The organism is Klebsiella sp. B345 (genome assembly GCF_051131735.1).
Classification (GTDB): Bacteria; Pseudomonadota; Gammaproteobacteria; order Enterobacterales; family Enterobacteriaceae; genus Klebsiella.
Map to the genome: position 1 here is coordinate 5013091 of NZ_CP180443.1, position 22134 is coordinate 5035224.

21 protein-coding genes are annotated in these 22134 nt (G+C 55.6%); 10 read left to right on the top strand and 11 right to left on the bottom strand.

Translation table 11 applies throughout. The annotated features are described in order from the left end of the window. The first annotated feature begins 53 nt into the window (after positions 1 to 53). Positions 54 to 1118, top strand: coding sequence for a rhodanese-related sulfurtransferase (locus tag ACMYSO_RS23475; protein WP_123753798.1), 1065 nt, complete (start codon positions 54 to 56; stop codon positions 1116 to 1118). Here ACMYSO_RS23475 and ACMYSO_RS23480 read toward each other — a convergent pair. The 7 genes from ACMYSO_RS23480 to mdtH form a co-directional block, all read right to left on the bottom strand. Then, complete coding sequence (locus tag ACMYSO_RS23480) at positions 1104 to 1217, bottom strand: DUF2770 family protein (RefSeq protein WP_123753799.1); 114 nt, start codon at positions 1215 to 1217, stop codon at positions 1104 to 1106. The two genes, ACMYSO_RS23475 and ACMYSO_RS23480, sit on opposite strands and share 15 nt — an antisense overlap. 94 nt (positions 1218 to 1311) lie before the next feature. Next, complete coding sequence (solA, locus tag ACMYSO_RS23485) at positions 1312 to 2424, bottom strand: N-methyl-L-tryptophan oxidase (RefSeq protein ID WP_434585500.1); 1113 nt, start codon at positions 2422 to 2424, stop codon at positions 1312 to 1314. 139 nt (positions 2425 to 2563) lie between these two features. Then, positions 2564 to 2818, bottom strand: a complete 255-nt coding sequence (gene bssS, locus ACMYSO_RS23490) for a biofilm formation regulator BssS (RefSeq protein ID WP_004860493.1) — start codon at positions 2816 to 2818, stop codon at positions 2564 to 2566. A gap of 387 nt (positions 2819 to 3205) precedes the next feature. Next, complete coding sequence (dinI, locus tag ACMYSO_RS23495; protein ID WP_434585498.1) at positions 3206 to 3457, bottom strand: DNA damage-inducible protein I; 252 nt, start codon at positions 3455 to 3457, stop codon at positions 3206 to 3208. 71 nt (positions 3458 to 3528) lie between these two features. Next, on the bottom strand, positions 3529 to 4575 hold the full coding sequence (pyrC, locus tag ACMYSO_RS23500; RefSeq protein WP_434668417.1) for a dihydroorotase: 1047 nt from the start codon (positions 4573 to 4575) through the stop codon (positions 3529 to 3531). 122 nt (positions 4576 to 4697) lie between these two features. After that, a complete protein-coding gene (locus ACMYSO_RS23505) occupies positions 4698 to 5258 on the bottom strand; it encodes a lipoprotein (protein ID WP_434585494.1) in 561 nt (186 codons plus the stop codon). A 113-nt stretch (positions 5259 to 5371) separates the two neighbouring features. Continuing rightward, the gene (mdtH, locus tag ACMYSO_RS23510) at positions 5372 to 6580 is read right to left on the bottom strand and encodes a multidrug efflux MFS transporter MdtH (protein ID WP_123753805.1); all 1209 of its coding nucleotides are present in this window, start codon (positions 6578 to 6580) and stop codon (positions 5372 to 5374) included. 229 nt (positions 6581 to 6809) lie between these two features. Between mdtH and rimJ the strand changes: the two genes are divergently transcribed. From rimJ to murJ, 4 genes are all read left to right on the top strand, one after another. Further along, entirely contained in the window at positions 6810 to 7394 is a 585-nt protein-coding gene (rimJ, locus tag ACMYSO_RS23515) for a ribosomal protein S5-alanine N-acetyltransferase (protein WP_123753806.1), read from the top strand. 9 nt (positions 7395 to 7403) lie between these two features. Then, positions 7404 to 8051, top strand: coding sequence for a YceH family protein (locus ACMYSO_RS23520; RefSeq protein WP_434668420.1), 648 nt, complete (start codon positions 7404 to 7406; stop codon positions 8049 to 8051). Then, positions 8051 to 8974: a Gfo/Idh/MocA family protein gene (locus tag ACMYSO_RS23525; RefSeq protein ID WP_434670863.1), complete on the top strand. Its 924-nt coding sequence runs from the start codon at positions 8051 to 8053 to the stop codon at positions 8972 to 8974. Before ACMYSO_RS23520 ends, ACMYSO_RS23525 begins: the two co-directional genes overlap by 1 nt. Before the next feature lie 112 nt (positions 8975 to 9086). After that, on the top strand, positions 9087 to 10622 hold the full coding sequence (murJ, locus tag ACMYSO_RS23530) for a murein biosynthesis integral membrane protein MurJ (RefSeq protein WP_434585491.1): 1536 nt from the start codon (positions 9087 to 9089) through the stop codon (positions 10620 to 10622). Positions 10623 to 10674: 52 nt separating this feature from the next. Here murJ and ACMYSO_RS23535 read toward each other — a convergent pair whose 3' ends face one another. Beyond that, positions 10675 to 11889: an MFS transporter gene (locus ACMYSO_RS23535; RefSeq protein ID WP_434668423.1), complete on the bottom strand. Its 1215-nt coding sequence runs from the start codon at positions 11887 to 11889 to the stop codon at positions 10675 to 10677. A 16-nt stretch (positions 11890 to 11905) separates the two neighbouring features. Here ACMYSO_RS23535 and ACMYSO_RS23540 point away from each other — a divergent pair, with 16 nt between their 5' ends. Next, the gene (locus ACMYSO_RS23540) at positions 11906 to 12931 is read left to right on the top strand and encodes a LysR family transcriptional regulator (protein ID WP_434668426.1); all 1026 of its coding nucleotides are present in this window, start codon (positions 11906 to 11908) and stop codon (positions 12929 to 12931) included. A 42-nt stretch (positions 12932 to 12973) separates the two neighbouring features. Here the strand turns inward: ACMYSO_RS23540 and rne are convergent, their stop codons facing one another. Further along, positions 12974 to 16261 carry a ribonuclease E gene (rne, locus tag ACMYSO_RS23545; protein ID WP_434668429.1) on the bottom strand — a complete coding sequence of 1096 codons (3288 nt, stop codon included), beginning with the start codon at positions 16259 to 16261 and terminating at the stop codon, positions 12974 to 12976. An 822-nt stretch (positions 16262 to 17083) separates the two neighbouring features. Between rne and rluC the strand changes: the two genes are divergently transcribed. Continuing rightward, on the top strand, positions 17084 to 18037 hold the full coding sequence (rluC, locus tag ACMYSO_RS23550; RefSeq protein ID WP_434585487.1) for a 23S rRNA pseudouridine(955/2504/2580) synthase RluC: 954 nt from the start codon (positions 17084 to 17086) through the stop codon (positions 18035 to 18037). 34 nt (positions 18038 to 18071) lie between these two features. On the opposite strand, the gene ACMYSO_RS23555 is transcribed toward rluC, so the two are convergent. Next, on the bottom strand, positions 18072 to 19310 hold the full coding sequence (locus tag ACMYSO_RS23555) for an MFS transporter (protein WP_434668432.1): 1239 nt from the start codon (positions 19308 to 19310) through the stop codon (positions 18072 to 18074). A 131-nt stretch (positions 19311 to 19441) separates the two neighbouring features. Further along, positions 19442 to 20026, bottom strand: coding sequence for a Maf family protein (locus ACMYSO_RS23560; protein ID WP_434668434.1), 585 nt, complete (start codon positions 20024 to 20026; stop codon positions 19442 to 19444). Positions 20027 to 20167: 141 nt separating this feature from the next. On the opposite strand from ACMYSO_RS23560, the gene yceD reads away from it, so the two are divergent. The 3 genes from yceD to plsX all read left to right on the top strand — a co-directional run bounded on the left by yceD (position 20168) and on the right by plsX (position 22119). Beyond that, positions 20168 to 20689, top strand: a complete 522-nt coding sequence (gene yceD / locus ACMYSO_RS23565) for a 23S rRNA accumulation protein YceD (protein WP_123753816.1) — start codon at positions 20168 to 20170, stop codon at positions 20687 to 20689. A 16-nt stretch (positions 20690 to 20705) separates the two neighbouring features. Continuing rightward, positions 20706 to 20879 carry a 50S ribosomal protein L32 gene (gene rpmF / locus ACMYSO_RS23570; protein ID WP_000290724.1) on the top strand — a complete coding sequence of 58 codons (174 nt, stop codon included), beginning with the start codon at positions 20706 to 20708 and terminating at the stop codon, positions 20877 to 20879. 142 nt (positions 20880 to 21021) lie between these two features. After that, positions 21022 to 22119: a phosphate acyltransferase PlsX gene (gene plsX / locus ACMYSO_RS23575; RefSeq protein WP_434668437.1), complete on the top strand. Its 1098-nt coding sequence runs from the start codon at positions 21022 to 21024 to the stop codon at positions 22117 to 22119. Positions 22120 to 22134: the final 15 nt, after the last annotated feature.

The following is a 22134-nucleotide window of genomic DNA, read 5'->3' on the forward strand; positions in this document are numbered from 1 at the left end:
TATATGATGCCGGCCGTTTATTTTACTCATTTCCTATGCCGAGCAGGTACACCATGCCAGTGTTACACAACCGCATTTCAAATGAGACGTTAAAAGCGCAGATGTTAGCCGAGAGCGAACCGCGTACGACGATCTCGTTTTATAAATATTTCACCATCGTAGATCCGAAAGCGACGCGCGATGCACTGTGGATTGCCCTCACCCGATTAAACGTCTTTGGCCGCATCTATCTGGCCCATGAAGGGATCAACGCCCAAATTAGCGTGCCTGAAAGCCAGGTGAATGCCCTGCGTGAGTTTCTCTACGCCTTCGACCCGGCGCTGGATGGCCTGCGGATGAACATTGCCCTGGACGACGACGGTAAATCCTTCTGGGTACTGCGGTTGAAAGTCCGTGACCGCATCGTGGCGGATGGTATCGACGATCCGACATTCGATGCGTCAGACGTGGGCGATTATCTGAAAGCTGCGGAAGTGAATGCGATGCTGGACGATCCTGACGCGGTCTTTATCGATATGCGTAACCACTACGAGTATGAAGTCGGCCATTTTGAGCAGGCGCTTGAAATTCCGGCTGATACCTTCCGCGATCAGCTGCCAAAAGCGGTTGAAATGATGCAGGATCATAAAGATAAAAAGATCGTGATGTACTGCACCGGCGGAATTCGTTGCGAGAAAGCCAGTGCCTGGATGAAGCATAACGGTTTCAGCAAAGTCTGGCATATCGAAGGCGGGATCATTGAATATGCACGCCGTGCCCGCGAACAGGGGCTGCCGGTCCGCTTTATTGGCAAAAACTTTGTCTTTGATGAGCGTATGGGTGAGCGCATCTCCGATGATGTGATTGCCCATTGTCACCAGTGCGGCACGCCGTGCGACAGCCACACGAACTGCCTGAACGACGGCTGCCATCTGCTGTTTATCCAGTGCCCGAGCTGTGCCGAAAAATTTGCCGGCTGCTGCAGTGAGGCGTGTATGGAAGAGCATAAGCTCCCGGAAGAAGAGCAGCGTCAGCTGCGTGCCGGGCGGGAAAATGGCAACAAGATTTTCAATAAATCACGCGGTCGTCTGAATACCAAGCTGGGGATCCCCGACCCTGACCTGTCAGAAAAACCATAACCAGATGAGATCGATGATCGCCAGCAGAAGCCACAGCGCGAGGTAAATCATAAAGTGCTCGCGGACGTTGTTGACCAGTAATTCATACAGGCGACGCATAATCTCTCTCGGTATTCCATGGCCTCTGTTGAGGCCGTTTTTTTATCTGTGATGTCAGGCCACGTTTGCGCGGCCTGAAAAGCCTGCAGTATGACTAAAAACGTGACAGTGAGAAGGGCGTCAGATCAAAGGCCGGCGTCTCTCCACGGGCAAACTGGGTAGCAATCTCACCCAACACCGGCGCAAACTTGAAACCATGGCCGCTCAGCCCGCTTATCAGCAGGGTATCCGGGTGGCCGGGCAGGGTATCAATGATAAAATCTTCATCTACCGTATTGTCGTAAGTGCAGGAGGCACCGTGCAGGCAGCCACCAATGCCCGGCAGGACATTACGCAGGAAATTAAACGATTCAGAGCCATCGGTGGCCACTGCGCCAAACGGTGTGCGCTCTTCCGGCGCGGCAATCGGCTGGCCACCGTTGTGCTTGCCAATTTTCAGTTCGTTATCTTCCGCCGGGAAACCATAGAACTGATCGCCGTTCGGTAGCTCGCCGGTAAAGGCCGGAAAGTTGTTTTTGCTGCTGTAGCGACCATCAGCCTGGAACCAGGCAAAGATTTTACGTACCGGCTGGATCGGCAGATCCGGTAGCAGGCGCGTAACCCAGGTTCCGGCGCTGACCAGCAGCTTCTTACCGTGGTAAGTGCCATCAGCGGTCTCGATAGAAACGCCATCTGCATGGTGATGGATGGCGGTCACCGGGCAGTTGAACAGCTGTGCGCAGCCAGCTTCACGCGCCAGGCGGATCCAGGTTTTGATTGCCAGCTCGCTGCGTAACACTCCGGAGGCGGGTTCGAAAATGCCGCGATAATCTTGCGGTACGCGAATTTCAGGCCAGCGGGCCATGATGGCCTGGGCATCGAGTTCTTCTGTCTCCAACTGAAAGGTGCTGGCGCTGTGGGCGGCGTTAGCGAGGAACGTCGAGTTTGCCGGACCCAGGTTAATGACCCCGGTGCGTTCGAATACTGCTTCGCCACTGCTGGCGGCGAACTCATCCCACAATGTCTGAGCGCGCAGGACCAACGGAACATATCTTTCACCTTCGCCGTAGGCGTGACGGATAAGGCGCGTATTACCGTGATGGCTGCCCTCCTGGTGTGGTGGCTGGTGCGCATCGGTCATCAGCACGTTAAGTCCCGCCTGGCGGGCATAATAGCCAGCGGCAGCACCCGTTGAGCCGCTGCCGATAATGATGAGATCGTATTGCATGATAGGTTCCGGTTTTTTGTTTTAATAAGCAGGGTAATTAACCGTCTGCACTTATACAAGTGCGAATACAAGCACGAAAATAAATCAGGCACCCGACGGGTGCCTGTTTAGTGTGTGTATATTGCGTGCGGCATAATCTTTAATGCCTGCGGTACTCATTTGCCTGGTATTCGCCTGATTCAATCTTGGCAATACCTGCTTCCAGAATAGAGATAAATTGACGTGCGACTTCCGTGGTGAGCCATAGCGTCTGGCCAATTTCAGCTTCGTTACTGCTTTCTTGAGTGGGGTTTTGGTAGTGCAGGCGCAACATCATTGCATCGTAGCTATCAACGGTGCTGATGTCCCATCCGACGAGGGGATGGGTCTGGATGACTTCATTATTCTTTTCCATCATAACCCCTTATTCACATGTTAAAAGACAACAATTCTCGAGGTTTAATGCATGTTTTTTGAAGCAAGTTAATTATATCAGGAGTTAAGAATAAACTCGAGAAATTAACGCAAACAGAGCGAATACTCCTCTGTTTGACGCTTTTTTGCACAAATATAGTGTCGCGAAGGGTTATTTTTAAAGGAAATAATCATGAGGGGAATGAAAAGTCTGAATTTTGCGGGATAAAAAAAGCCGGGGCGACCCGGCAAAAAAAAGCACAATGAGGGAGCAAATGTTATTTGTTGCACCTGCCACACTTCAGACAACCCTGGTAAAAACACGAGATTAACTCGCGCTGAGCACGCGGGTGGATCGCGTACGCGTCTTCAGGCTGCCGAAAGGGCGTCAGGATACGTCATGGATAAACCAGTCATCGGCGCTTTCCCAGGTCTCTTGCAGGATTTCGCTAATCCGGTCTTTATCTTCTTTGAGGCCACCAATCACAGACAGATTGTTGCTGGCGGCAAAGCGTACGGTGACCTGGCTTGGGTTAGTCGGGAATTGTTGTTCAATGCGTCGGGAGAGTTCATTGTTTAGCGCTTCTAAGGCGCCGTTGGGTAAGGCTGTAGTTTTGGCGATAGACACTTCAATGCGCATGATTGCCCCCTGTGTAATATACTGTTTATTTATACAGTATGCATTTGGCGTTTACAACAGGGGGACCGTTTTTATTTTTTCATCGTCCAGCGCACGGTTTCGCCGGCAAGGAACGGCACCAGCGTATCGCCCGGAAGCGCGATACTCTCGACGACGGTGCTCTCTTCGCGTACCAGTTCAACGAAGGTCTCATTGACCGGCAGCCCATAGAAGCGCGGGCCATTCAGCGAGCAGAATGCCTCAAAGTGTTGCAGAGCATTCATCTCTTCAAATACCGTTGCGTAGCTGCCAAGCGCCGTCGGAGCATTGAAGCAACCGGCACAGCCACAGCTGGCTTCTTTACGATGACGGGCATGCGGCGCCGAATCCGTGCCGAGGAATGCGCGGGTAAAGCCGCTGGCGACCAGTTCACGCAGCGCCTGCTGGTGGATATTGCGTTTCAGAATGGGCAGGCAGTAAAGATGCGGACGCACGCCGCCAACCAGCATGTGATTACGGTTAAACATCAGGTGCTGCGGAGTAATGGTGGCGGCCAACAGGTCATTGCCATCCCGAACGTACTCGGCGGCGTCCTTGGTGGTGATGTGTTCAAACACCACTTTAAGACCCGGTAAGCGCTGGCGCAGAGGTTCCATCACTGTTTCGATAAAGCGCGCTTCACGATCGAAGATATCGATCTCTGCGTGTGTCACTTCGCCGTGAACCAGCAGCGGCATGCCCATTTTTTCCATGCGCTCAAGCACCGGCATAATCGCATCGATGCTGGTGACGCCGTGGCTGGAGTTGGTGGTGGCATTGGCCGGGTAAAGCTTGGCTGCGGTGAACACGCCTGCGTGGAAGCCGCGCTCCAGCTCTGCCGGGTCGAGCGTATCGGTGAGGTAGCAGGTCATCAGCGGCGTGAAATCATGCCCGGCCGGTACGGCATCGAGGATGCGCTGGCGATAGCTGATGGCGGCCTCGACGGTGGTGACAGGCGGCACCAGATTCGGCATCACGATCGCCCGGCCATAAAACTCACTGGTGTAAGGCACGACGGTCTTCAGCATATCGTCATCACGCAGATGGATATGCCAGTCGTCAGGGCGGCGGATTTTCAATACCTGGGATTGTGCTGTCATGGAGAGCTCCGGCTAATAGGGTCAGTCATCAGGGCTGTTTTTGCCGGGCACTAAGGATAAGCGTAAACGTTTCCCTTTGCATCAATTTCTGTAAAAAAACGGGCGCCAATGCGCCCGGGATATTAATTGGTGAACGGGATGATAATTTCCCCAGGCTTCACTTCTATGCCTTTGGCGTATTTTTTCGCCAGGGCTTCGCCGGTGCTGGCATCTTCACGCAGCACGTAGGCCGGTTGCTGGTTAAAATAGCTGCGCAGAGATTGATTCAGATAAGGGATCAGCGTCTGCACGACGGACTGCAGCTTGTCGGGCGTTACTTTGGCGTCAACCACTTCCATTTCCTGCAGGAAGATAGCCCCTTTCTCTTTATTAAAGACCGGCAGCGCTTTCAATTTAAGGTCAATGGTGGCCTTCTGGTTGCCAAACAATGAGTTCAGATCCAGATTGGCGATACCGCTCAGGGTGATTTTATTGGGTTCTTCACGGCCGATGGCGCTGGTCAGATTGTGTAGTTCAATGTGTGCATCCGCCACGCCGGGCAGGCCTATATCCTTGGCGAAGTGGTTACGTTTCTGCAGCGCCTGGTTAATTTCCTGCTCGCTCACCGAGTACTGCGTAAGCTGATTACAGCCGCTCAGAAGGCCGCTAACCATGAGCGCGGCCACGATAAACATCTTTTTCATTGGGTTCCTTAACGGTCGTGCCATGCACTTATCCTGACATAAAGCAGCATGGCCTGCCAGTACCGAAGGGAATAGCGGAAAAGGCTGAAAATGCGCTTCAGCCTGAATGTCGGTCAGGTTCGGGGCTCGAGCATACCGGATGTGGAACGTTTCTGGCTGAACTGCCACCACAAGGCAATAAAGGTAATAAAGCCGATAATCCCCAGCATCAGCCACGGTAGTTCCGGTTGATTCAGCGCTTTCCCGGAGTCGAACAGCCAGCCGCCGCCGGCGTAACCAAAGGCACCGCCGAAGGCCAGTCCCAGCCGACTAAACCCCATATAGCTACCGCGTGCGCGGGCGTCAGCCAGCGATGCGCCGAGGGTCTCGCGAGCCGGTTCAGCGATGATAGAGCCAATATAGAACAGGCAAATCAGGGTAAACAGCTGCTGTAAATTGCTGGTCAGGCCAATCGGCAACATGGCGGCGGTCATCACCAGCAATCCGGCCATCAGCCGGTGCTCCAGACGAAAACGCTGTTCACTCCAGCGGGCGATGGGATAGAGCAGGGTCAGCGATATTGCCGCTTCAATGGCATACATCCACTTCACTGCAGTGGGCGAGCCGGCGATATCATTGACCATAATCGGCAGCATCAGCATCACCTGGACGGCCAGCATGTAATACCCGGTGAGGGTCAGAACGTAGGTCACAAAGCGCTTATCGCGCAGTACCCGGCCGAGCCCTTCACGTACCGGCGTTTTCACCGTCGACAGTTTCCATGCCGGGAGATACCAGGCGTTGAACGCGGCGCAGGCAATAAACATTGCAGCGCCCACGCTACACACCAGGCGGAAGTCGTACTGTAACAGCCAACTGCCGAGCAGGGCGCCGATCACCGCCCCGGCGCTGTCCTGCATCATCAGGATGGAGAAGAACCGACCACGCTGATGCGGGCGTACCAGTTTGACCACCAGCGCCGCACGGGGCGGGTCGAACAGGGTGCCGCCTAACCCGGAGAGAATACAGGAGAGCCACAGCACCCACGGTTCATGGGCGACGGCCATCGCTGCGAAACCGGCCGCGCGCATCAGCATGCCGGTGACGATCATCGGTTTGGCGCCAAAGCGATCGGCGACCGCGCCGCCAAAAATGCCCAACCCTTGTTGGACTAACTGGCGCAAACCGAGGGCAATGCCGACCATCAATGCGGCCCAGCCCATCTGATCGACAAAACGAATGGAAATGAGTGGAAAGACGACAAAAAAGCCGAGCACTACCAGCATATTATCGACTAACAGGAAATATTTACCCAGGTTCCTTGCCTGCGATACGCGGGACATTTCCCCTCCTGGGAAAATAAAGAGTTGCCCGGATAGTGTGCGGGGAAGCGGCAGACTTTCCCAGCATCCCCGTGACAATATTTTTTTATCAAAATGCAAGATCGATAGAGTCTATTCATCGAAAAGGGGAGATGGTGCAGAAAATGGTATGTTGCTGTTTTCACACAATCGTTCAGGACAGGTATAGTGAAGGGAGCAGGGTAATCAGTCAGGGGAACAGGAGAAGGGAATGTTTGGCTATCGCAGTAACGTGCCGAAGGTGCGTTTGACGACGGACAGGCTGGTAGTGCGGCTGGTATACGATCGTGACGCCTGGCGTCTGGCCGATTATTACGCGGAGAATAAAGGGTTCTTAAAACCCTGGGAGCCAGTGCGCGATGACAGCCACTGCTACCCCTCTGGCTGGCAGGCGCGCTTGTCGATGATCTCTGAGTTTCACAAGCAAGGGACAGCGTTCTATTTTGCGCTGCTCGATCCGGAAGAGAAAGAGATTATTGGCGTGGCGAATTTTTCCAATGTGGTTCGCGGGTCATTTCATGCCTGCTACCTCGGCTACTCTATTGGTGAGAAATGGCAGGGACAGGGGCTGATGTTTGAAGCATTGACCTCAGCGATTCGTTATATGCAGCGTACGCAGCATATCCATCGCATTATGGCCAACTATATGCCGCATAATCAGCGCAGCGGCGGTTTACTGGCGCGTCTCGGTTTTGAAAAAGAGGGTTATGCCAAAAATTATCTGCTCATTGATGGGCAGTGGCGTGACCATGTACTGACGGCGTTAACGACACCGGACTGGACTCCGGGTCGCTAAGGAGAAAGCATGAAATATCAGTTAACCGCACATGAAGCGCGCGTGATTGGGTGTTTGCTGGAAAAGCAGGTGACCACGCCAGAGCAGTACCCGCTGTCGGTAAACGCGGTGGTAACCGCCTGTAATCAGAAAACCAACCGTGAACCGGTGATGTCGCTCAGTGAAAGTGATATTCAGGATCTGCTGGATACCTTAGTCAAACGCCACTATCTGCGTACGGTCAGCGGTTTTGGCAATCGGGTGACTAAATATGAACAGCGCTTCTGCAATTCCGAATTTGGCGATCTGAAGCTGACGTCGGCGGAAGTGGCGGTAGTCACGACCCTGCTGCTACGCGGCGCACAGACGCCGGGTGAACTGCGTAGCCGCGCCCAGCGAATGCATGACTTCAGCGATATGGCTGAGGTGGAAGGGGTGCTGGAGACGCTGGCCAATCGTGAGGACGGCCCCTTCGTGGCACGCCTGCCCCGTGAGCCAGGGAAGCGTGAGTCCCGCTATATGCACCTGTTCTGTGACGACATGGACTCGCTGATTACCGCTGTGGAGGCCGTCTCGCCACCGGCGGACGATCTGGTCAGCAGAGTGGCGGCACTGGAAGATGAAGTGGCTGAACTCAAAGCCCGGCTGGACTCATTGCTGGCACACCTGGGAGATTAATCGTGACGACATTACGTGTTGGCGTGGTGGGGCTGGGAGGCATTGCGCAGAAGGCCTGGCTACCGGTGCTCGGCGCCGCGGATGGTTGGACGCTGCAGACCGCCTGGTCGCCAGGCAAAGAAAAGGCGCTGCGTGTTTGCGATACCTGGCGGATCCCCTACGCGGGATCGCTGGAGCAACTGGCGGCGCAGTGTGATGCGGTATTCGTCCATACTTCGACGGCCTCACATTTTGAGGTCGTCAGCCGTCTGCTGAACGCTGGAGTACACGTCTGTGTCGATAAACCGCTGGCCGATAAACTGAACGAGGCGGAATCGTTAGTTGAACTTGCCGCGCGGCGTAAGCTGACGTTAATGGTCGGGTTTAACCGCCGATTTGCGCCACTCTATCGCGAACTCAAAGCGCAACTGGGCAGTGGTGCATCGCTGCGCATGGATAAACATCGCGCTGACAGCGTGGGCCACGATCTGCGTTTCACGCTGCTGGATGATTATCTGCATGTGGTGGATACCGCGCTGTGGCTGGCTGGCGGTAACACGCGCCTGAGCGGCGGTACGTTGCAGACGACGGCCCAGGGTGAAATGCTCTATGCTGAACACCATTTCAGCGCCGGGCAGCTTGAAGTGACCACCAGTATGCACCGGCGTGCCGGCAGCCAGAGGGAGTGGGTGCAGGCCGTTACCGATGGCGGTCTGTATGAAGTCCGCGATATGCGTGAATGGCAGGAAGAGCGCGGGCAGGGTGTGGTGCAGCGCCCGGTGCCGGGTTGGCAGACCACGCTGGAGCAACGCGGTTTTACCGGCTGCGCCCGGCATTTTATCGAATGCGTGCAAAATCAGACGGTTCCCGAAACCTCGGGCGAACAGGCTTTGCTGGCCCAGCGCATCGTTGAAAAACTCTGGCGCGAGGCGATGAGTGAATAATTGGTTGTAACAACTGGGAGTAGTAATTCATCACGAACCCGGTAGACTATCGCCACTTTCCAGCGCCCGCCATTGCGGGCGTTTTACTTCAGGGTTGTGGAATCACACGTTAATGAACCTATTAAAATCACTGGCGGCAGTCAGTTCGATGACGATGTTCTCGCGCGTTCTCGGGTTTGCGCGTGATGCGATCGTCGCCCGAATTTTTGGCGCCGGGATGGCGACGGATGCCTTTTTCGTGGCATTCAAATTACCCAATTTATTGCGTCGCATTTTTGCAGAAGGGGCGTTCTCTCAGGCATTTGTCCCGATTCTGGCGGAGTATAAAAGCAAGCAGGGTGAAGATGCGACCCGTGTCTTTGTGGCCTATGTTTCTGGCCTGCTGACGCTGGTGCTGGCGGTCGTGACCGTGCTGGGGATGTTGGCGGCCCCCTGGGTCATCACCGTGACCGCGCCGGGTTTTGCCGACAGCCCTGATAAATTTGCACTGACCACCCAACTACTGCGGATCACTTTCCCGTATATCCTGCTGATTTCACTGGCCTCATTAGCCGGGGCGATCCTCAATACCTGGAACCGCTTCTCCGTTCCGGCGTTTGCTCCGACGTTCCTTAACGTCAGCATGATTGGCTTTGCGCTGTTTGCCGCCCCGTATTTCCATCCACCAATGTTGGCGATGGCCTGGGCGGTGACCGTGGGCGGCGTGCTGCAACTGGCCTATCAGCTGCCACATCTGAAAAAAATTGGCATGCTGGTCCTGCCGCGTATCAGCCTTAAAGATGCCGGGGCGATACGGGTGGTAAAACAGATGGGGCCGGCGATCCTCGGCGTCTCGGTGAGCCAGATTTCGTTAATCATTAACACCATTTTTGCGTCATTCCTGGTGTCGGGCTCCGTCTCGTGGATGTATTACGCCGATCGCCTGATGGAGTTCCCGTCGGGAGTGCTGGGCGTGGCGCTGGGGACGATTCTGCTGCCGTCGCTGTCAAAAAGCTTCGCCAGCGGTAACCATGACGAGTATTGTCGCCTGATGGACTGGGGCTTGCGCCTGTGTTTTCTGCTGGCCTTACCGAGCGCGGTGGCGCTGGGGATCCTTGCCAAGCCGTTGACCGTGGCGCTGTTCCAGTACGGGAAATTCAGCGCCTTTGATGCCGCGATGACCCAGCGTGCGCTGGTGGCTTACTCCGTAGGGCTGATGGGATTGATTGTCGTTAAGGTGCTGGCGCCGGGGTTCTACTCGCGTCAGGACATCAAAACCCCGGTGAAGATCGCCATCGTGACGCTGATAATGACCCAGGTGATGAACCTGATCTTTATCGGGCCGTTAAAGCATGCGGGTCTGTCGCTGTCTATCGGTCTGGCGGCCTGTCTTAATGCCGGATTGCTCTACTGGCAGCTGCGTAAGCAACAGATCTTCACCCCGCAGCCGGGCTGGTTCTCGTTCCTGCTGCGTCTGGTGGTGGCGGTGCTGGTGATGTCCGCGGCGCTGCTCGGCATGATGTATCTGATGCCTGAATGGTCGCTGGGGTCAATGCCGTACCGTCTGCTGCGTCTGATGGCGGTGGTGGTAGTGGGTGTGGTGGCCTATTTCGCCACCTTGCTGCTGCTGGGCTTTAGAATCAAAGAGTTTGCCCGACGCACCGCATGACATGATGCGTCAGACTGAAAGAGACCCGTTCCGCTTTGCGGAGCGGGTTTTTTTATCGGTTTATCCGCTGGGCGGCAGCCAGACTGGCACTTTCACGCAGACGGATGGCGAGGGCGATGGCGCCGGTCACCACCGCCAGAATCACTACGCCGTTCCAGCCTGCCACCACATAAAGTTTACTGCCGAGGACTGAACCGAGCGACATGCCGATAAATACGCCGGTGAACAGCAGGGCGTTGAGTCGGCCACGGGCCTGTGGCTCCAGGCTGTACACCAGGTTCTGGTGCGCCACCAGGCTGGACTGCAGGCCAAGGTCAAAACCGATAGCCGAAAGCCCGATCAATATCAGTTGGCCATGGGGCGGCAATGCCGACATCAGGAGCATCAGGGCAAACGAGATGGTCACCAGCCCGGCACCCAGTTGGGTCACTCTGCCGGCGCCATATTTATCGGCCAGCCCGCCAGCCAGCGGTGCGGCTAACGCCCCGGCGGCCCCGGCGATACCGAATCCGCCGGCGACGGCACTGCCCATCTGATAATGTTCGAGCAGCATTACCGCCAGCGTTGACCAGAAGGCGCTAAAGGCGATAGATAAAAAACCTTGAGCCACGGCGGCGCGACGCAGGGCAGGGTAGCGTCGCCAGAGGTGCGCCATCGATGCCATCAGTTGCGGATAGCTTAGGGTCGAGTGAATCGCAAAACGGGGCAGAACACGCCACATCAGCACCCCAATAAGCGCGATGCTTACCGCTGCGGCCTGATACATTACTCGCCAGCCAAACAGCGCCCCGACGAGCCCGCTAACGGTCCTTGAAAGTAAAATCCCCAGCAGCAGGCCGGTCATCACCGTGCCAACCATTTTCCCCTGTTTTCCTGCCGGCGCCAGAATCGCCGCGGCCGGGACAATATCTTGCGCCATCGTTGCGGCCATGCCGATCAGCAGGCTGACCACCAGCAGTGACGTTAGCTGGTCCGTCAGGCTGCACAGCAGCAGCAATACCGCCAGCGCCGCGCTTTTCATCAGGATCAGCGTCCGTCGGTCGTGACGGTCGCCGAGTGGCAGAAGGAACAGAATGCCCAGCGCGTAGCCCGCCTGAGTCAGGGTTGGGACCAGCCCCATCCCTTCAACACTGAGATGCAGATTGGCCCCCATCAATGGCAGCAGAGGCTGAGCGTAATAAATTGACGCGACGCTAAAGCCAGCGCCAAGAGCGAGTATAAAAATAATCCAGCCTGCCTCGCGGGAGGATAACGGCGTTGGAGTCATGATGAAGTCCTCGTAGATGAGATGGCGCTATTGTTCCCCGAATACGGCTGGCGCGGTAGATAGCGTGGTGGTAAAACGGTTATACGTAGAACGTATAGAGAAAATGATAATGAAGAAGCCGGAGCGTATAGATCGGATTGAACTGATGCGGACCTTTATTCGCATTGTTGAAGCCGGCTCGCTTTCCGCAGCGGCGCTGCAGCTGGAGACGACGCAGGCGACGGTGAGTCGCCGTCTGCAGTCGCTGGAAGGGATGCTCGGCAGCAAGCTGATTCTGCGCACCACCCACGCGATGAAACTGACTGATGATGGTGAGCGTTGCTACCAACACGCGCGACAGGTGATGGATGCGTGGCTGGCCCTGGAAGATGATTTGAGCATTGCTGACGACCGGCCGGTGGGTACATTGCGGGTTCGGGCGCCTCATGCCTTCGGCCAGCAGCAGCTATTAGATCCGTTGGTCAGCTTTTTGCAGCGCTACCCGCAACTGGCGGTGGAGTGGATGCTCAACGACAAAACCGTCGATTTCCTCAGTGACAATATCGATTGTGCGATTCGAGTGGGCGCGGAGGTTGACCCGGCGACGGTGTCGGTGCTGCTGGCGGAAGTTCCCCGCAGTCTGGTGGTTTCGCCCGCGCTGCTGGCGCGTTATCCCGAATTAACGCGGCCCGAGGAGCTGTCACAGCTGCCGTGGGTGGCCATCAGCACGTTCTACCAGCATGAAGTGAAGCTGCAGCAGGAGGAGGGCCAGGAACTGACGTTTGGCATTGTCCCCTGTCTGAGTACCGATAGCGTCTATGTGGCACGCAATACCGCACTAGCGGGGTTGGGGGTGGCTATCGTATCGAGCTGGGCGGTGGCTGAGGATATTGCCGCCGGGAGGTTGGTCGAGCCGTTTACCTCGTGGCGAGCGGCGCCACTGCCGGTACATCTGGTCTATCCGTGGGCGCGTTATTATCCAACCCGCTTGCGGAAATTTCTCGATCTGATGCGGGAGGTGATGCCGCAGGTGGCTGGGATGAAGCGGCCTGAAGGAGAATAAAAAAAACCGGCCCTAAGGCCGGTTTTACACGTTGTGTCGCGCTTACTCGACAGGCTGTGGACGGGTTGGTTCCGCCGTTGCCTGGTGGGTTGCGCTGTGACCACCTGCGGCACCTTTGCCACCGAAGTCAAAGGACGGGCGAACCCAGTCGCTGTGACGCGGTGCTTCTGGCTCATACGCCGGAGCCGGTGCACGGGTCATCGGTGCCGTAGCATGGTGGTTGGCAACGCTCGCCGCGGAGGCAACCGGCGCTGCTTTAACAACCGGAGTTGCTTCAACAACCGGAGCGGCTTCAACAACCGGAGTTGCTTCAACAACCGGAGTTGCTTCAACAACCGGGGCGGCTTCAACAACCGGAGCGGCTTCAACAACCGGAGCTGCTTCAACAACTGTAGCGGCTTCAACAACCGGAGCGGCTTCAACAACCGGAGCGGCTTCAACAACCGGAGCGGCTTCAACAACCGGGGCGGCTTCAACAACCGGAGCGGCTTCAACAACCGGAGCGGCTTCAACAACCGGAGCGGCTTCAACAACCGGAGCGGCTTCAACAACCGGGGCGGCTTCAACAACCGGGGCGGCTTCAACAACCGGAGCAGCTTCAGCAACCGGAGCAGCTACAGCAACCGGAGCGGCTTCAACAGCCGGGGCGGCTTGCGCGATAACTGGCTCAGCGGCTGCGAGAGGTGCAATAGCCTCAGCAACAACTTCAGCAACCTGCTGCTCTTCCTGCTGATCCTGTGGACGAGTCACCGGGTAACGGATCCACACTTTCCCTGAAGCCATTTCCGGGGATGCGCAGGCAACCGTCAGAGGCATCGCTGACTGGGTCGGGTAGCGCTCATCGCGGTAACGGCGACGACGCTGACCGCTGACGCGCAGATGGCGCGGTGAACGACGTGAGCGACGCGGCATACCGTTGGATTCACGTGCGTCGTTGCTATCGTCATGCTCAGCGTGATTTTCTACAACGGCAGGCAGGTCGACTTTCGCCAGAGCGGTGCGTGGGGCAGCGACTTCTGGTTGTGCAACGACAGCGGTTTCAACAATCTGTTCAACCGTTTCAGTCGTGGCAGACTCGATGCGAACCTTCTGGGCTAACTGACGCGGTTTACGACGTGACAGGGTCTGAACACGCTCTTCCTGCTCGATTTCCGGCTGAACAACCGGCTCGTCACGGGTTTGCGCTTTTGCTTCCTGGGATACCTGACGCTTATCATCGTTACGACGACGGTTACGCTCGCGACGCGGTTGCTGCTCATCGCGGGTTTTGCCTTTATCAGCATCGTCGGCCGTCGCTGGACGAGATTCACGCTGCTCTACGTTCTGCTGCGGTTTCTCGCGACGGTTACGGCGGTTTTCCTCGCGGGATTCACGCGGTTCACGACCTTCGCCATTTTCCGCGCGAATATCACGGTTATCGCGGTTGTCACGATTATCGCGGTTGTCACGATTATCGCGACGATCGTTGCGATCGCGGCGGTTGTTGGAACGCGGTTTACGGCGTTCCTGCTGACGTTCTGGTTTCTCTTCGGCTTTCTTCTCAACCTGCTGCGGTTCAGCCGGTTTAGCTTCTTCTGCGCCAGAGAAGATATTCTTCAGTGCGCCGAAGAAACGCGAGAGCAGGCCAGGCTGAGCTGGTGCAGCAACGGTTGTAGACGCGGCGGTGGCTTTTGCAGCGACCGGGGCATCAACAGGTGCTGCTGGTTCTGGCGCAGGCGGGACGTCTGGCATCACGAAGGTAGCCAGAGCCGGTTGCTCAGGACGTTTACGCTCTGCCGGTTCTTCATCGGCTGGCAACGCCATCTCTTCTTCGTGCAGTTTCGGCAGCAAATAGCTCAGGGTTGAGGTCTCTTCGCCTTTACGAACGCGCAGAACAGAGTAGTGCGGCGTTTCCATCTGATCGTTTGGCACGATGATCACGCGAACGTCGCCCTGACGGGTTTCGATGGCGCTCACAGCTGCACGCTTTTCGTTCAGCAGGTAGGACGCAATCGGCACCGGCACGATAGCGTGAACTTCCTGGGTATTCTCTTTCAGCGCTTCTTCTTCAATCAGACGCAGGATAGAGAGCGACAGCGATTCGTTATCACGCACGGTACCAGTACCGCTACAACGCGGACAGACGTGGTGGCTGGATTCACCCAGTGACGGGCTCAGACGCTGACGCGACATTTCCAACAGACCGAAGCGGGAAATGTGGCTGATCTGAATGCGCGCACGGTCCTGGCGGACGGCTTCACGCAGACGGTTTTCAACCGCACGCTGGTGGCGAACCGGGGTCATGTCGATAAAGTCGATAACGATCAGACCGCCAAGGTCACGCAGACGCAGCTGACGGGCAATCTCATCGGCTGCTTCCAGGTTGGTGTTAAACGCCGTCTCTTCAATGTCGCCGCCGCGGGTTGCGCGAGCGGAGTTGATATCGATAGCGGTCAACGCTTCGGTGCTGTCGATAACGATAGAGCCGCCGGAAGGCAGGCGAACTTCACGCTGGAAAGCGGATTCGATCTGCGATTCGATCTGGTAATGGCTGAACAGCGGGATTTCACCGGTGTACAGTTTAATTTTGCTGCTGAAATCCGGACGACCCAGCGCGGCAATGTGCTGGCGAGCCAGCTCAAGCACTTTCGGGTTATCGATCAGGATCTCGCCGATGTCCTGGCGCAGGTAGTCACGGAATGCGCGCACGATGACGTTGCTTTCCTGATGGATCAGGAACGGCGCCGGGCGGCTTTCTGCGGCTTTCTGGATAGCTTCCCAATGTTTCAGGCGGAAGCTGAGGTCCCATTGCAGAGCTTCGGCTGATTTGCCGACGCCTGCGGTGCGCACGATAAGTCCCATGCCGTCTGGCAGCTCTAGGCTGGCCAGCGCTTCTTTCAGTTCAGTACGGTCATCACCCTCGATACGACGTGAGATACCGCCAGCACGTGGGTTATTCGGCATCAGAACCAGATAGCTTCCCGCCAGGCTGATAAAGGTAGTGAGCGCAGCACCTTTGTTGCCACGTTCTTCTTTATCAATCTGAACAATGACTTCCTGACCTTCACGCAGCACATCCTTGATGTTCGGACGACCGTGAGAATTATAATTGGCAGGGAAGTATTCGCGGGCGATTTCTTTGAGGGGGAGGAAACCATGACGCTCGGCACCGTAATCGACAAACGCCGCTTCAAGGCTAGGTTCAATGCGGGTAATTTTGCCTTTGTAGATGTTCGCTTTTTTCTGTTCGTGCCCGGGGCTTTCGATATCCAGGTCGTACAGGCGCTGCCCATCAACAAGGGCGACGCGCAACTCTTCCTGCTGAGTTGCGTTGATTAACATTCTTTTCATCGTAACTTACTCATTATTCTTACATTGACGACTAAGCTGCGGGCAGAGTATTGCCTTGCCGGGGAAAACCGATGGCCTCGTGTCTGTTTCACGTCGCCAACCTCACGGTTGTCGCTCGCTTAAGAGGCGCAGAGTGTCGGTCGCCTGTATTTCAAACGGAAACACAGCGCAATTAGCAGGGGAACAGCCTGGGATGTATCACCAGAGAAGATTCCATTTATACACGTCATTTTTCAGGTTGCTTCTGCGTCGGCTATGCTCGTTCACCCCTGTTACTGACGATGTCAGTTTCGGGGTTTCTCTTCTTTCGCCGCCTTGACGCATCCTGAGTCACGTTGCGTATATCTCGTCGTCTTTCACGTTGCAGAGGTAGTGGCTTAACCCGCTCTCCTCAATCAGTGGACTGAGAAGCGCACCCGGGAATACCCGGAGTCGACGCCTTCCTGCGACGTGAAATCCATAGAGGCCTGTACCGGTAAGGACTGCAACCCGCAGCCCGCTAACTGTCTGAAAGATCAATACGTCTTACGCCATTGCTGCGTGGATGATCGGTCAGACAAAATTGGTCATTCCGCTAATTTCTTGTTCTAACAAGATTCAACACGGAAAACGGCATCATTATTCCATTGCTAAGCTTGTTATAGCAAGTTGACTTTTACCTTTTATCACCCGGTTACTCACAGTTTTTTCACCAGCTCATTGAGATTGTTCTAATAACAAACAAAACGACGATGAAGCATCCACTCAAAACCGGATAATGATAAATATAAGCATATAAAAATGAGTGGCGCTAATGCGTCGGGCTATTTAGAATCGCGCACCATGAAAACTGAGACTCCAAGCGTAAAAATGATTGCCATTACCGCCGATGAAGCGGGGCAACGTATCGATAACTTTTTGCGTACGCAGCTGAAGGGCGTACCGAAGAGCATGATTTATCGCATCTTGCGTAAAGGCGAGGTGCGGGTGAATAAAAAACGCGTTAAGCCGGAATACAAACTGGAAGCAGGCGACGAGGTTCGGGTTCCACCGGTTCGGGTAGCCGAACGTGAAGACGAGGCAATCTCTCCGCATCTGCAGAAGGTCGCCGCGCTGGCGGACGTGATTCTGTATGAAGATGACCATATTCTGGTGCTCAATAAGCCCTCCGGAACCGCGGTACACGGCGGCAGCGGCCTGAGCTTCGGCGTGATAGAAGGCCTGCGCGCCTTGCGACCGGAAGCGCGCTTCCTTGAGCTGGTGCATCGCCTTGACCGCGATACGTCCGGCGTGTTGCTGGTGGCGAAGAAGCGTTCTGCGCTGCGTTCGCTGCATGAACAGCTGCGTGAAAAAGGCATGCAAAAAGATTACCTGGCGCTGGTGCGCGGGGAGTGGCAGTCGCACACTAAAGTAGTGCAGGCACCGCTGCTTAAAAATATCCTGCAAAGCGGTGAACGTATTGTCCGCGTCAGCCAGGAAGGTAAACCGTCTGAGACCCGTTTTAAGGTCGAAGAGCGCTATGCCCATGCGACGTTGGTACGCTGTAGTCCGGTGACCGGACGTACGCACCAGATCCGTGTGCATACGCAGTACGCCGGCCACCCTATTGCCTTTGACGATCGCTATGGTGACCGCGAGTTCGATAAGCAACTGGCGGGTACTGGCCTCAATCGCCTGTTCCTGCACGCCGCCGCGCTGAAGTTTACTCATCCGGGAACGGGTGAGGAAATGCGTGTCGAAGCTCCGCTTGATAGCCAGCTTAAGCGCTGTCTGCAGGTGCTGCGTAAAACCAAGTAATTCCCCCGGCGGGCCATCGGTCCGCCGCTGTAAGCTATTGCGTCGTTTCGTTAAGACTAACGGCGACGCTTTTCTCTTTTATCGGTAAGTTCACCAGCGCCGCCAGCAGGGCGAGGGCGATATCCGCATACCACACCCAATCCAGATTACCGTTGTGCTCCATCGCCAGTCCGCCAAGCCAGGCACCGAAGAAGGCGCCAATCTGATGGCTGAACAAGGTGAAACCAAATAAGGTCGCCAGATAGCGGGTGCCGAACAGTTTCCCAATGATCCCGGCGGTCGGTGGCACAGTGGCAAGCCAGGTAAAGCCGATTGCCGCGGCAAAAATATAAAAGTCGAGTACGCTTTTGTCGGAGACCAGGAACAGGCCAATCAGCACCGCACGCGAGGCATACAGCACGGCGAGGATATATTTCATCGGAAAATGCTTGCCGAGATAGCCCGCGAAGATACTGCCGGCAATATTACATAGGCCAATCAGCGACAGGCTGACCGCTGAGACCGAGGCTTCGTGTCCACACAGCGTGACTTCACCCGGGAGATGGGTGGTCAAAAAGGCAACATGGAAGCCGCAGGTGAGAAATCCAGTATGTAACAGCAGGTAGCTACGATTACGAAACGCCGCATGGATCTGCTGCTTCAGCCCTTGTTCAGGCGCGCAGGCGTGCGAAGTATCGGCTTTTTTCACGCTATCCCGGCACAGCAGCCACGAGGGGAACAGCGTCGCCAGCGCCGCAATCGCCAGAAAGATCAGCCCGGAAGCCATGCCACGCAGGCTAACGATCAGCTGCACCAGCGGCGCAAAAATAAATTGCCCCATTGAACCGCCGGCGTTAATCAGCCCGCTGGCCATCGACCCTTTGTCGGTAGGTAAACGCCCGGCGACGATACCAATCAGGACGGAAAAGCTGCCCGCGGCCGCACCAGCCGGGCTGAGCAGCCCCTGAGCCAGGGTCAATGAGGAGAAGGAGGTCGCCCACAGCGTCGCCAGTTGCCCGAGGGCTATCAGCAGGGCACCGATCACCAGCACGCCTAACGCGCCGCGCTTGTCGGCCCAGGCGCCAAACAGCGGCTGAAATGCTCCCCACATCAGTTGGCCAATCGCCAGCGCCATACTGATTTCGGCAATATTCATGGTGGTTTCGCCCATCAGCGGATGGACAAACAGGCCGACGGTCTGACGGATGCCCATAGTGATGAGTAATATCAGGCTGGCGAGCGCAATAGGCAGCCACATCCTGGCGGCGGCAGGTTTTGCTGAAAGTGAGTCCACGATGAGTTTTAGTCGGCAAAGGGGGAATATGCTGAGAGTACTGACAGCGCGCTGAAAAAGCTATGACGAAAAAATGATGACCCACAGCAGGGCCAGAGCGAAGACTCCGGCCCGATAAAAGAGAAGGGGATTTAGCTTAACAGCGGATTACAGCCTTCCCGACGCAGCATCTGGCACAGTGTAATCAGCGGCAGGCCCACCAGAGTATTGGGATCGCGTCCTTCGAGGCGTTCAAACAACGTAATGCCGAGCCCTTCACTTTTAAAGCTCCCGGCACAGTGCAGTGGGTTCTCTTTGCGGACGTAATGGTCGATCTCCTGATCGCTTAAGTGGCGAAAATGGACATCAAAGGGTTCACACTCGGTCTGTAAATGACCGTTCGCTGAATTATAGAGCGCCAGTCCGGTATAGAAGGTAACAATCGTCCCGCTTGCGGCACGCAGCTGGCGTCTGGCATTCTCCTCGGTGTGGGGTTTGCCCGTGATTTGACCGTCCAGGACGCAGACCTGGTCAGAACCGATAATTAAGTGATTCGGGTAACGTGCAGCCAGAGCCTGGGCTTTCGCCTGCGCCAGGCGGACCACTAACTGGCGAGCAGGTTCGCCGGGATGTGGGGTTTCATCGACATCAGGCGCGGCGCAGTCAAACGGCATCGCCAGCTTTTCCATCAGCATGCGTCGCCAGGGCGATGTCGACGCCAGGATAATCTCAGACATATTTTTTCATCCACATATAGCGCTTCGAAGAGCATCATTTTAAACTATGGGCCGCAATGTGTGCGAATAAATGGCGAAAGGCAACCTGAGGCTGCCTTTTTCTTTGACTCTATGACATTACAAAGTTAATATGCGCGCCCTATGCAAAAGGTAAAATTACCCCTGACTCTTGATCCGGTCCGCACGGCTCAAAAACGCCTCGATTACGAAGGTATTTATGCCCGTGATCAGGTTGAACGTGTAGCCGATTCTGTAGTCAGCGTGGACAGCGATGTGGAATGCAGCATGTCGTTCGCTATTGATAATCAGCGCCTTGCCGTTATTACCGGTGATGCAAAGGTATCAGTAACCCTCGAATGTCAGCGTTGCGGGAAACCGTTCCCCCGTCATGTCCACATAACGTATTGTTTCAGCCCGATCAAAAATGATGAGCAGGCTGAGGCACTCCCGGAAGCGTATGAGCCGATTGAGGTTAACGAATTCGGTGAAATCGACCTGCAAGCGATGGTCGAGGATGAAATCATTCTCTCCTTGCCTGTAGTTCCGGTGCATGATTCTGAACACTGTGAAGTGTCCGACGCGGACATGGTGTTTGGTGAACTGCCTGAAGAGGCACAAAAACCAAATCCATTTGCCGTATTAGCCAGCTTAAAGCATAAGTAATTGAGGAGTAAGGTCCATGGCCGTACAACAGAATAAACCAACCCGTTCCAAACGTGGCATGCGTCGTTCCCATGACGCTCTGACCGCAGTCACCAGCCTGTCTGTAGACAAAACTTCTGGTGAGAAACACCTGCGTCACCACATCACTGCCGACGGTTTCTACCGCGGTCGCAAGGTCATCGCTAAGTAATCACGCACTACTCCCAGGATTTTCGTGACAAGAAAGCGCAAGCGACTTGTTGCGTAAAAGACAAAGAGTAAAAGCGTGATGAAGCTTAGCGAGGATATCCCCAGGCAACTGGGGAATAACCGAAGCGGGCAGCGACGATACCTTGACACGTCTAACCCTGGCGTTAGATGTCATGGGGGGCGATTTTGGCCCCACCGTGACAGTGCCTGCAGCACTGCAGGCACTGAACTCTAATTCGCAACTCACACTTCTTTTAGTCGGCGATCCCGACACCATCACGCCATTACTTGCCAAAGCTGATTTCGAACAACGTTCGCGTCTGCAGGTCATTCCTGCGCAGTCAGTTATTGCTAGTGATGCGCGGCCCGCACAAGCGATCCGCAGCAGTCGCGGAAGCTCAATGCGCGTGGCGCTGGAGTTAGTAAAAGAAGGCCGGGCGCAAGCCTGTGTCAGCGCCGGGAATACCGGTGCGCTGATGGGGTTGGCAAAATTATTACTCAAGCCCATTGAGGGGATTGAGCGTCCGGCGCTGGTGACGGTCCTGCCGCATCAGCAGAAGGGCAAAACGGTGGTGCTGGATTTAGGCGCTAACGTCGATTGTGATAGCACGATGCTGGTGCAGTTTGCGGTGATGGGGGCGGTGCTGGCAGAAGAAGTGGTCGGTATTGAAAATCCTCGCGTCGCGCTGCTGAATATCGGCGAAGAAGAGATGAAAGGACTCAGCAGCATCCGTGATGCTGCTGCAGTGTTGAAAACGCTGCCGTCACTTAACTATATCGGCTATCTTGAAGCTAACGAATTATTGGCGGGCAAAACCGATGTACTGGTTTGTGATGGATTCACGGGCAACGTCACATTAAAAACTATGGAAGGTGTTGTCAGAATGTTCCTTTCGCTGCTGAAATCGCAGGGTGAGGGCAAAAAACGGTCGTGGTGGCTGCTGTTATTGAAGCGTTGGTTACAAAAAAGCCTGGCCAGGCGATTCAGTCACCTCAACCCCGACCAGTATAATGGCGCCTGTCTGTTAGGATTGCGCGGTTCCGTGATTAAGAGTCATGGTGCTGCCAATCAGCGCGCCTTCAGCGTGGCGATAGAGCAGGCAGTGCAGGCGGTGCAGCGGCAGATTCCTCAGCGGATTGCCGCTCGCCTGGAATCTTTATACCCAGCTGGTTTTGAACTGCCCACGGGCGACAGCAACGGCAACTCCCGTCAGCAAAGCGGGACGAACCTGCAAGACTGACGCACCAGCGGTTCG

Coding starts and splice junctions, on each gene's coding strand:
- ACMYSO_RS23520 (WP_434668420.1), top strand. CDS start 7,404: ATGAAATATCAGTTAACCGCACATGAAGCGCGCGTGATTGGGTGTTTG.
- ACMYSO_RS23540 (WP_434668426.1), top strand. CDS start 11,906: ATGAGATGGCGCTATTGTTCCCCGAATACGGCTGGCGCGGTAGATAGC.
- bssS (WP_004860493.1), bottom strand. CDS start 2,818: ATGGAAAAGAATAATGAAGTCATCCAGACCCATCCCCTCGTCGGATGG.
- rne (WP_434668429.1), bottom strand. CDS start 16,261: ATGAAAAGAATGTTAATCAACGCAACTCAGCAGGAAGAGTTGCGCGTC.
- dinI (WP_434585498.1), bottom strand. CDS start 3,457: ATGCGCATTGAAGTGTCTATCGCCAAAACTACAGCCTTACCCAACGGC.
- rimJ (WP_123753806.1), top strand. CDS start 6,810: ATGTTTGGCTATCGCAGTAACGTGCCGAAGGTGCGTTTGACGACGGAC.
- rpmF (WP_000290724.1), top strand. CDS start 20,706: ATGGCCGTACAACAGAATAAACCAACCCGTTCCAAACGTGGCATGCGT.
- yceD (WP_123753816.1), top strand. CDS start 20,168: ATGCAAAAGGTAAAATTACCCCTGACTCTTGATCCGGTCCGCACGGCT.
- ACMYSO_RS23480 (WP_123753799.1), bottom strand. CDS start 1,217: ATGCGTCGCCTGTATGAATTACTGGTCAACAACGTCCGCGAGCACTTT.
- ACMYSO_RS23475 (WP_123753798.1), top strand. CDS start 54: ATGCCAGTGTTACACAACCGCATTTCAAATGAGACGTTAAAAGCGCAG.
- pyrC (WP_434668417.1), bottom strand. CDS start 4,575: ATGACAGCACAATCCCAGGTATTGAAAATCCGCCGCCCTGACGACTGG.
- ACMYSO_RS23560 (WP_434668434.1), bottom strand. CDS start 20,026: ATGTCTGAGATTATCCTGGCGTCGACATCGCCCTGGCGACGCATGCTG.
- solA (WP_434585500.1), bottom strand. CDS start 2,424: ATGCAATACGATCTCATCATTATCGGCAGCGGCTCAACGGGTGCTGCC.
- mdtH (WP_123753805.1), bottom strand. CDS start 6,580: ATGTCCCGCGTATCGCAGGCAAGGAACCTGGGTAAATATTTCCTGTTA.
- murJ (WP_434585491.1), top strand. CDS start 9,087: ATGAACCTATTAAAATCACTGGCGGCAGTCAGTTCGATGACGATGTTC.
- rluC (WP_434585487.1), top strand. CDS start 17,084: ATGAAAACTGAGACTCCAAGCGTAAAAATGATTGCCATTACCGCCGAT.
- ACMYSO_RS23505 (WP_434585494.1), bottom strand. CDS start 5,258: ATGAAAAAGATGTTTATCGTGGCCGCGCTCATGGTTAGCGGCCTTCTG.
- ACMYSO_RS23535 (WP_434668423.1), bottom strand. CDS start 11,889: ATGACTCCAACGCCGTTATCCTCCCGCGAGGCAGGCTGGATTATTTTT.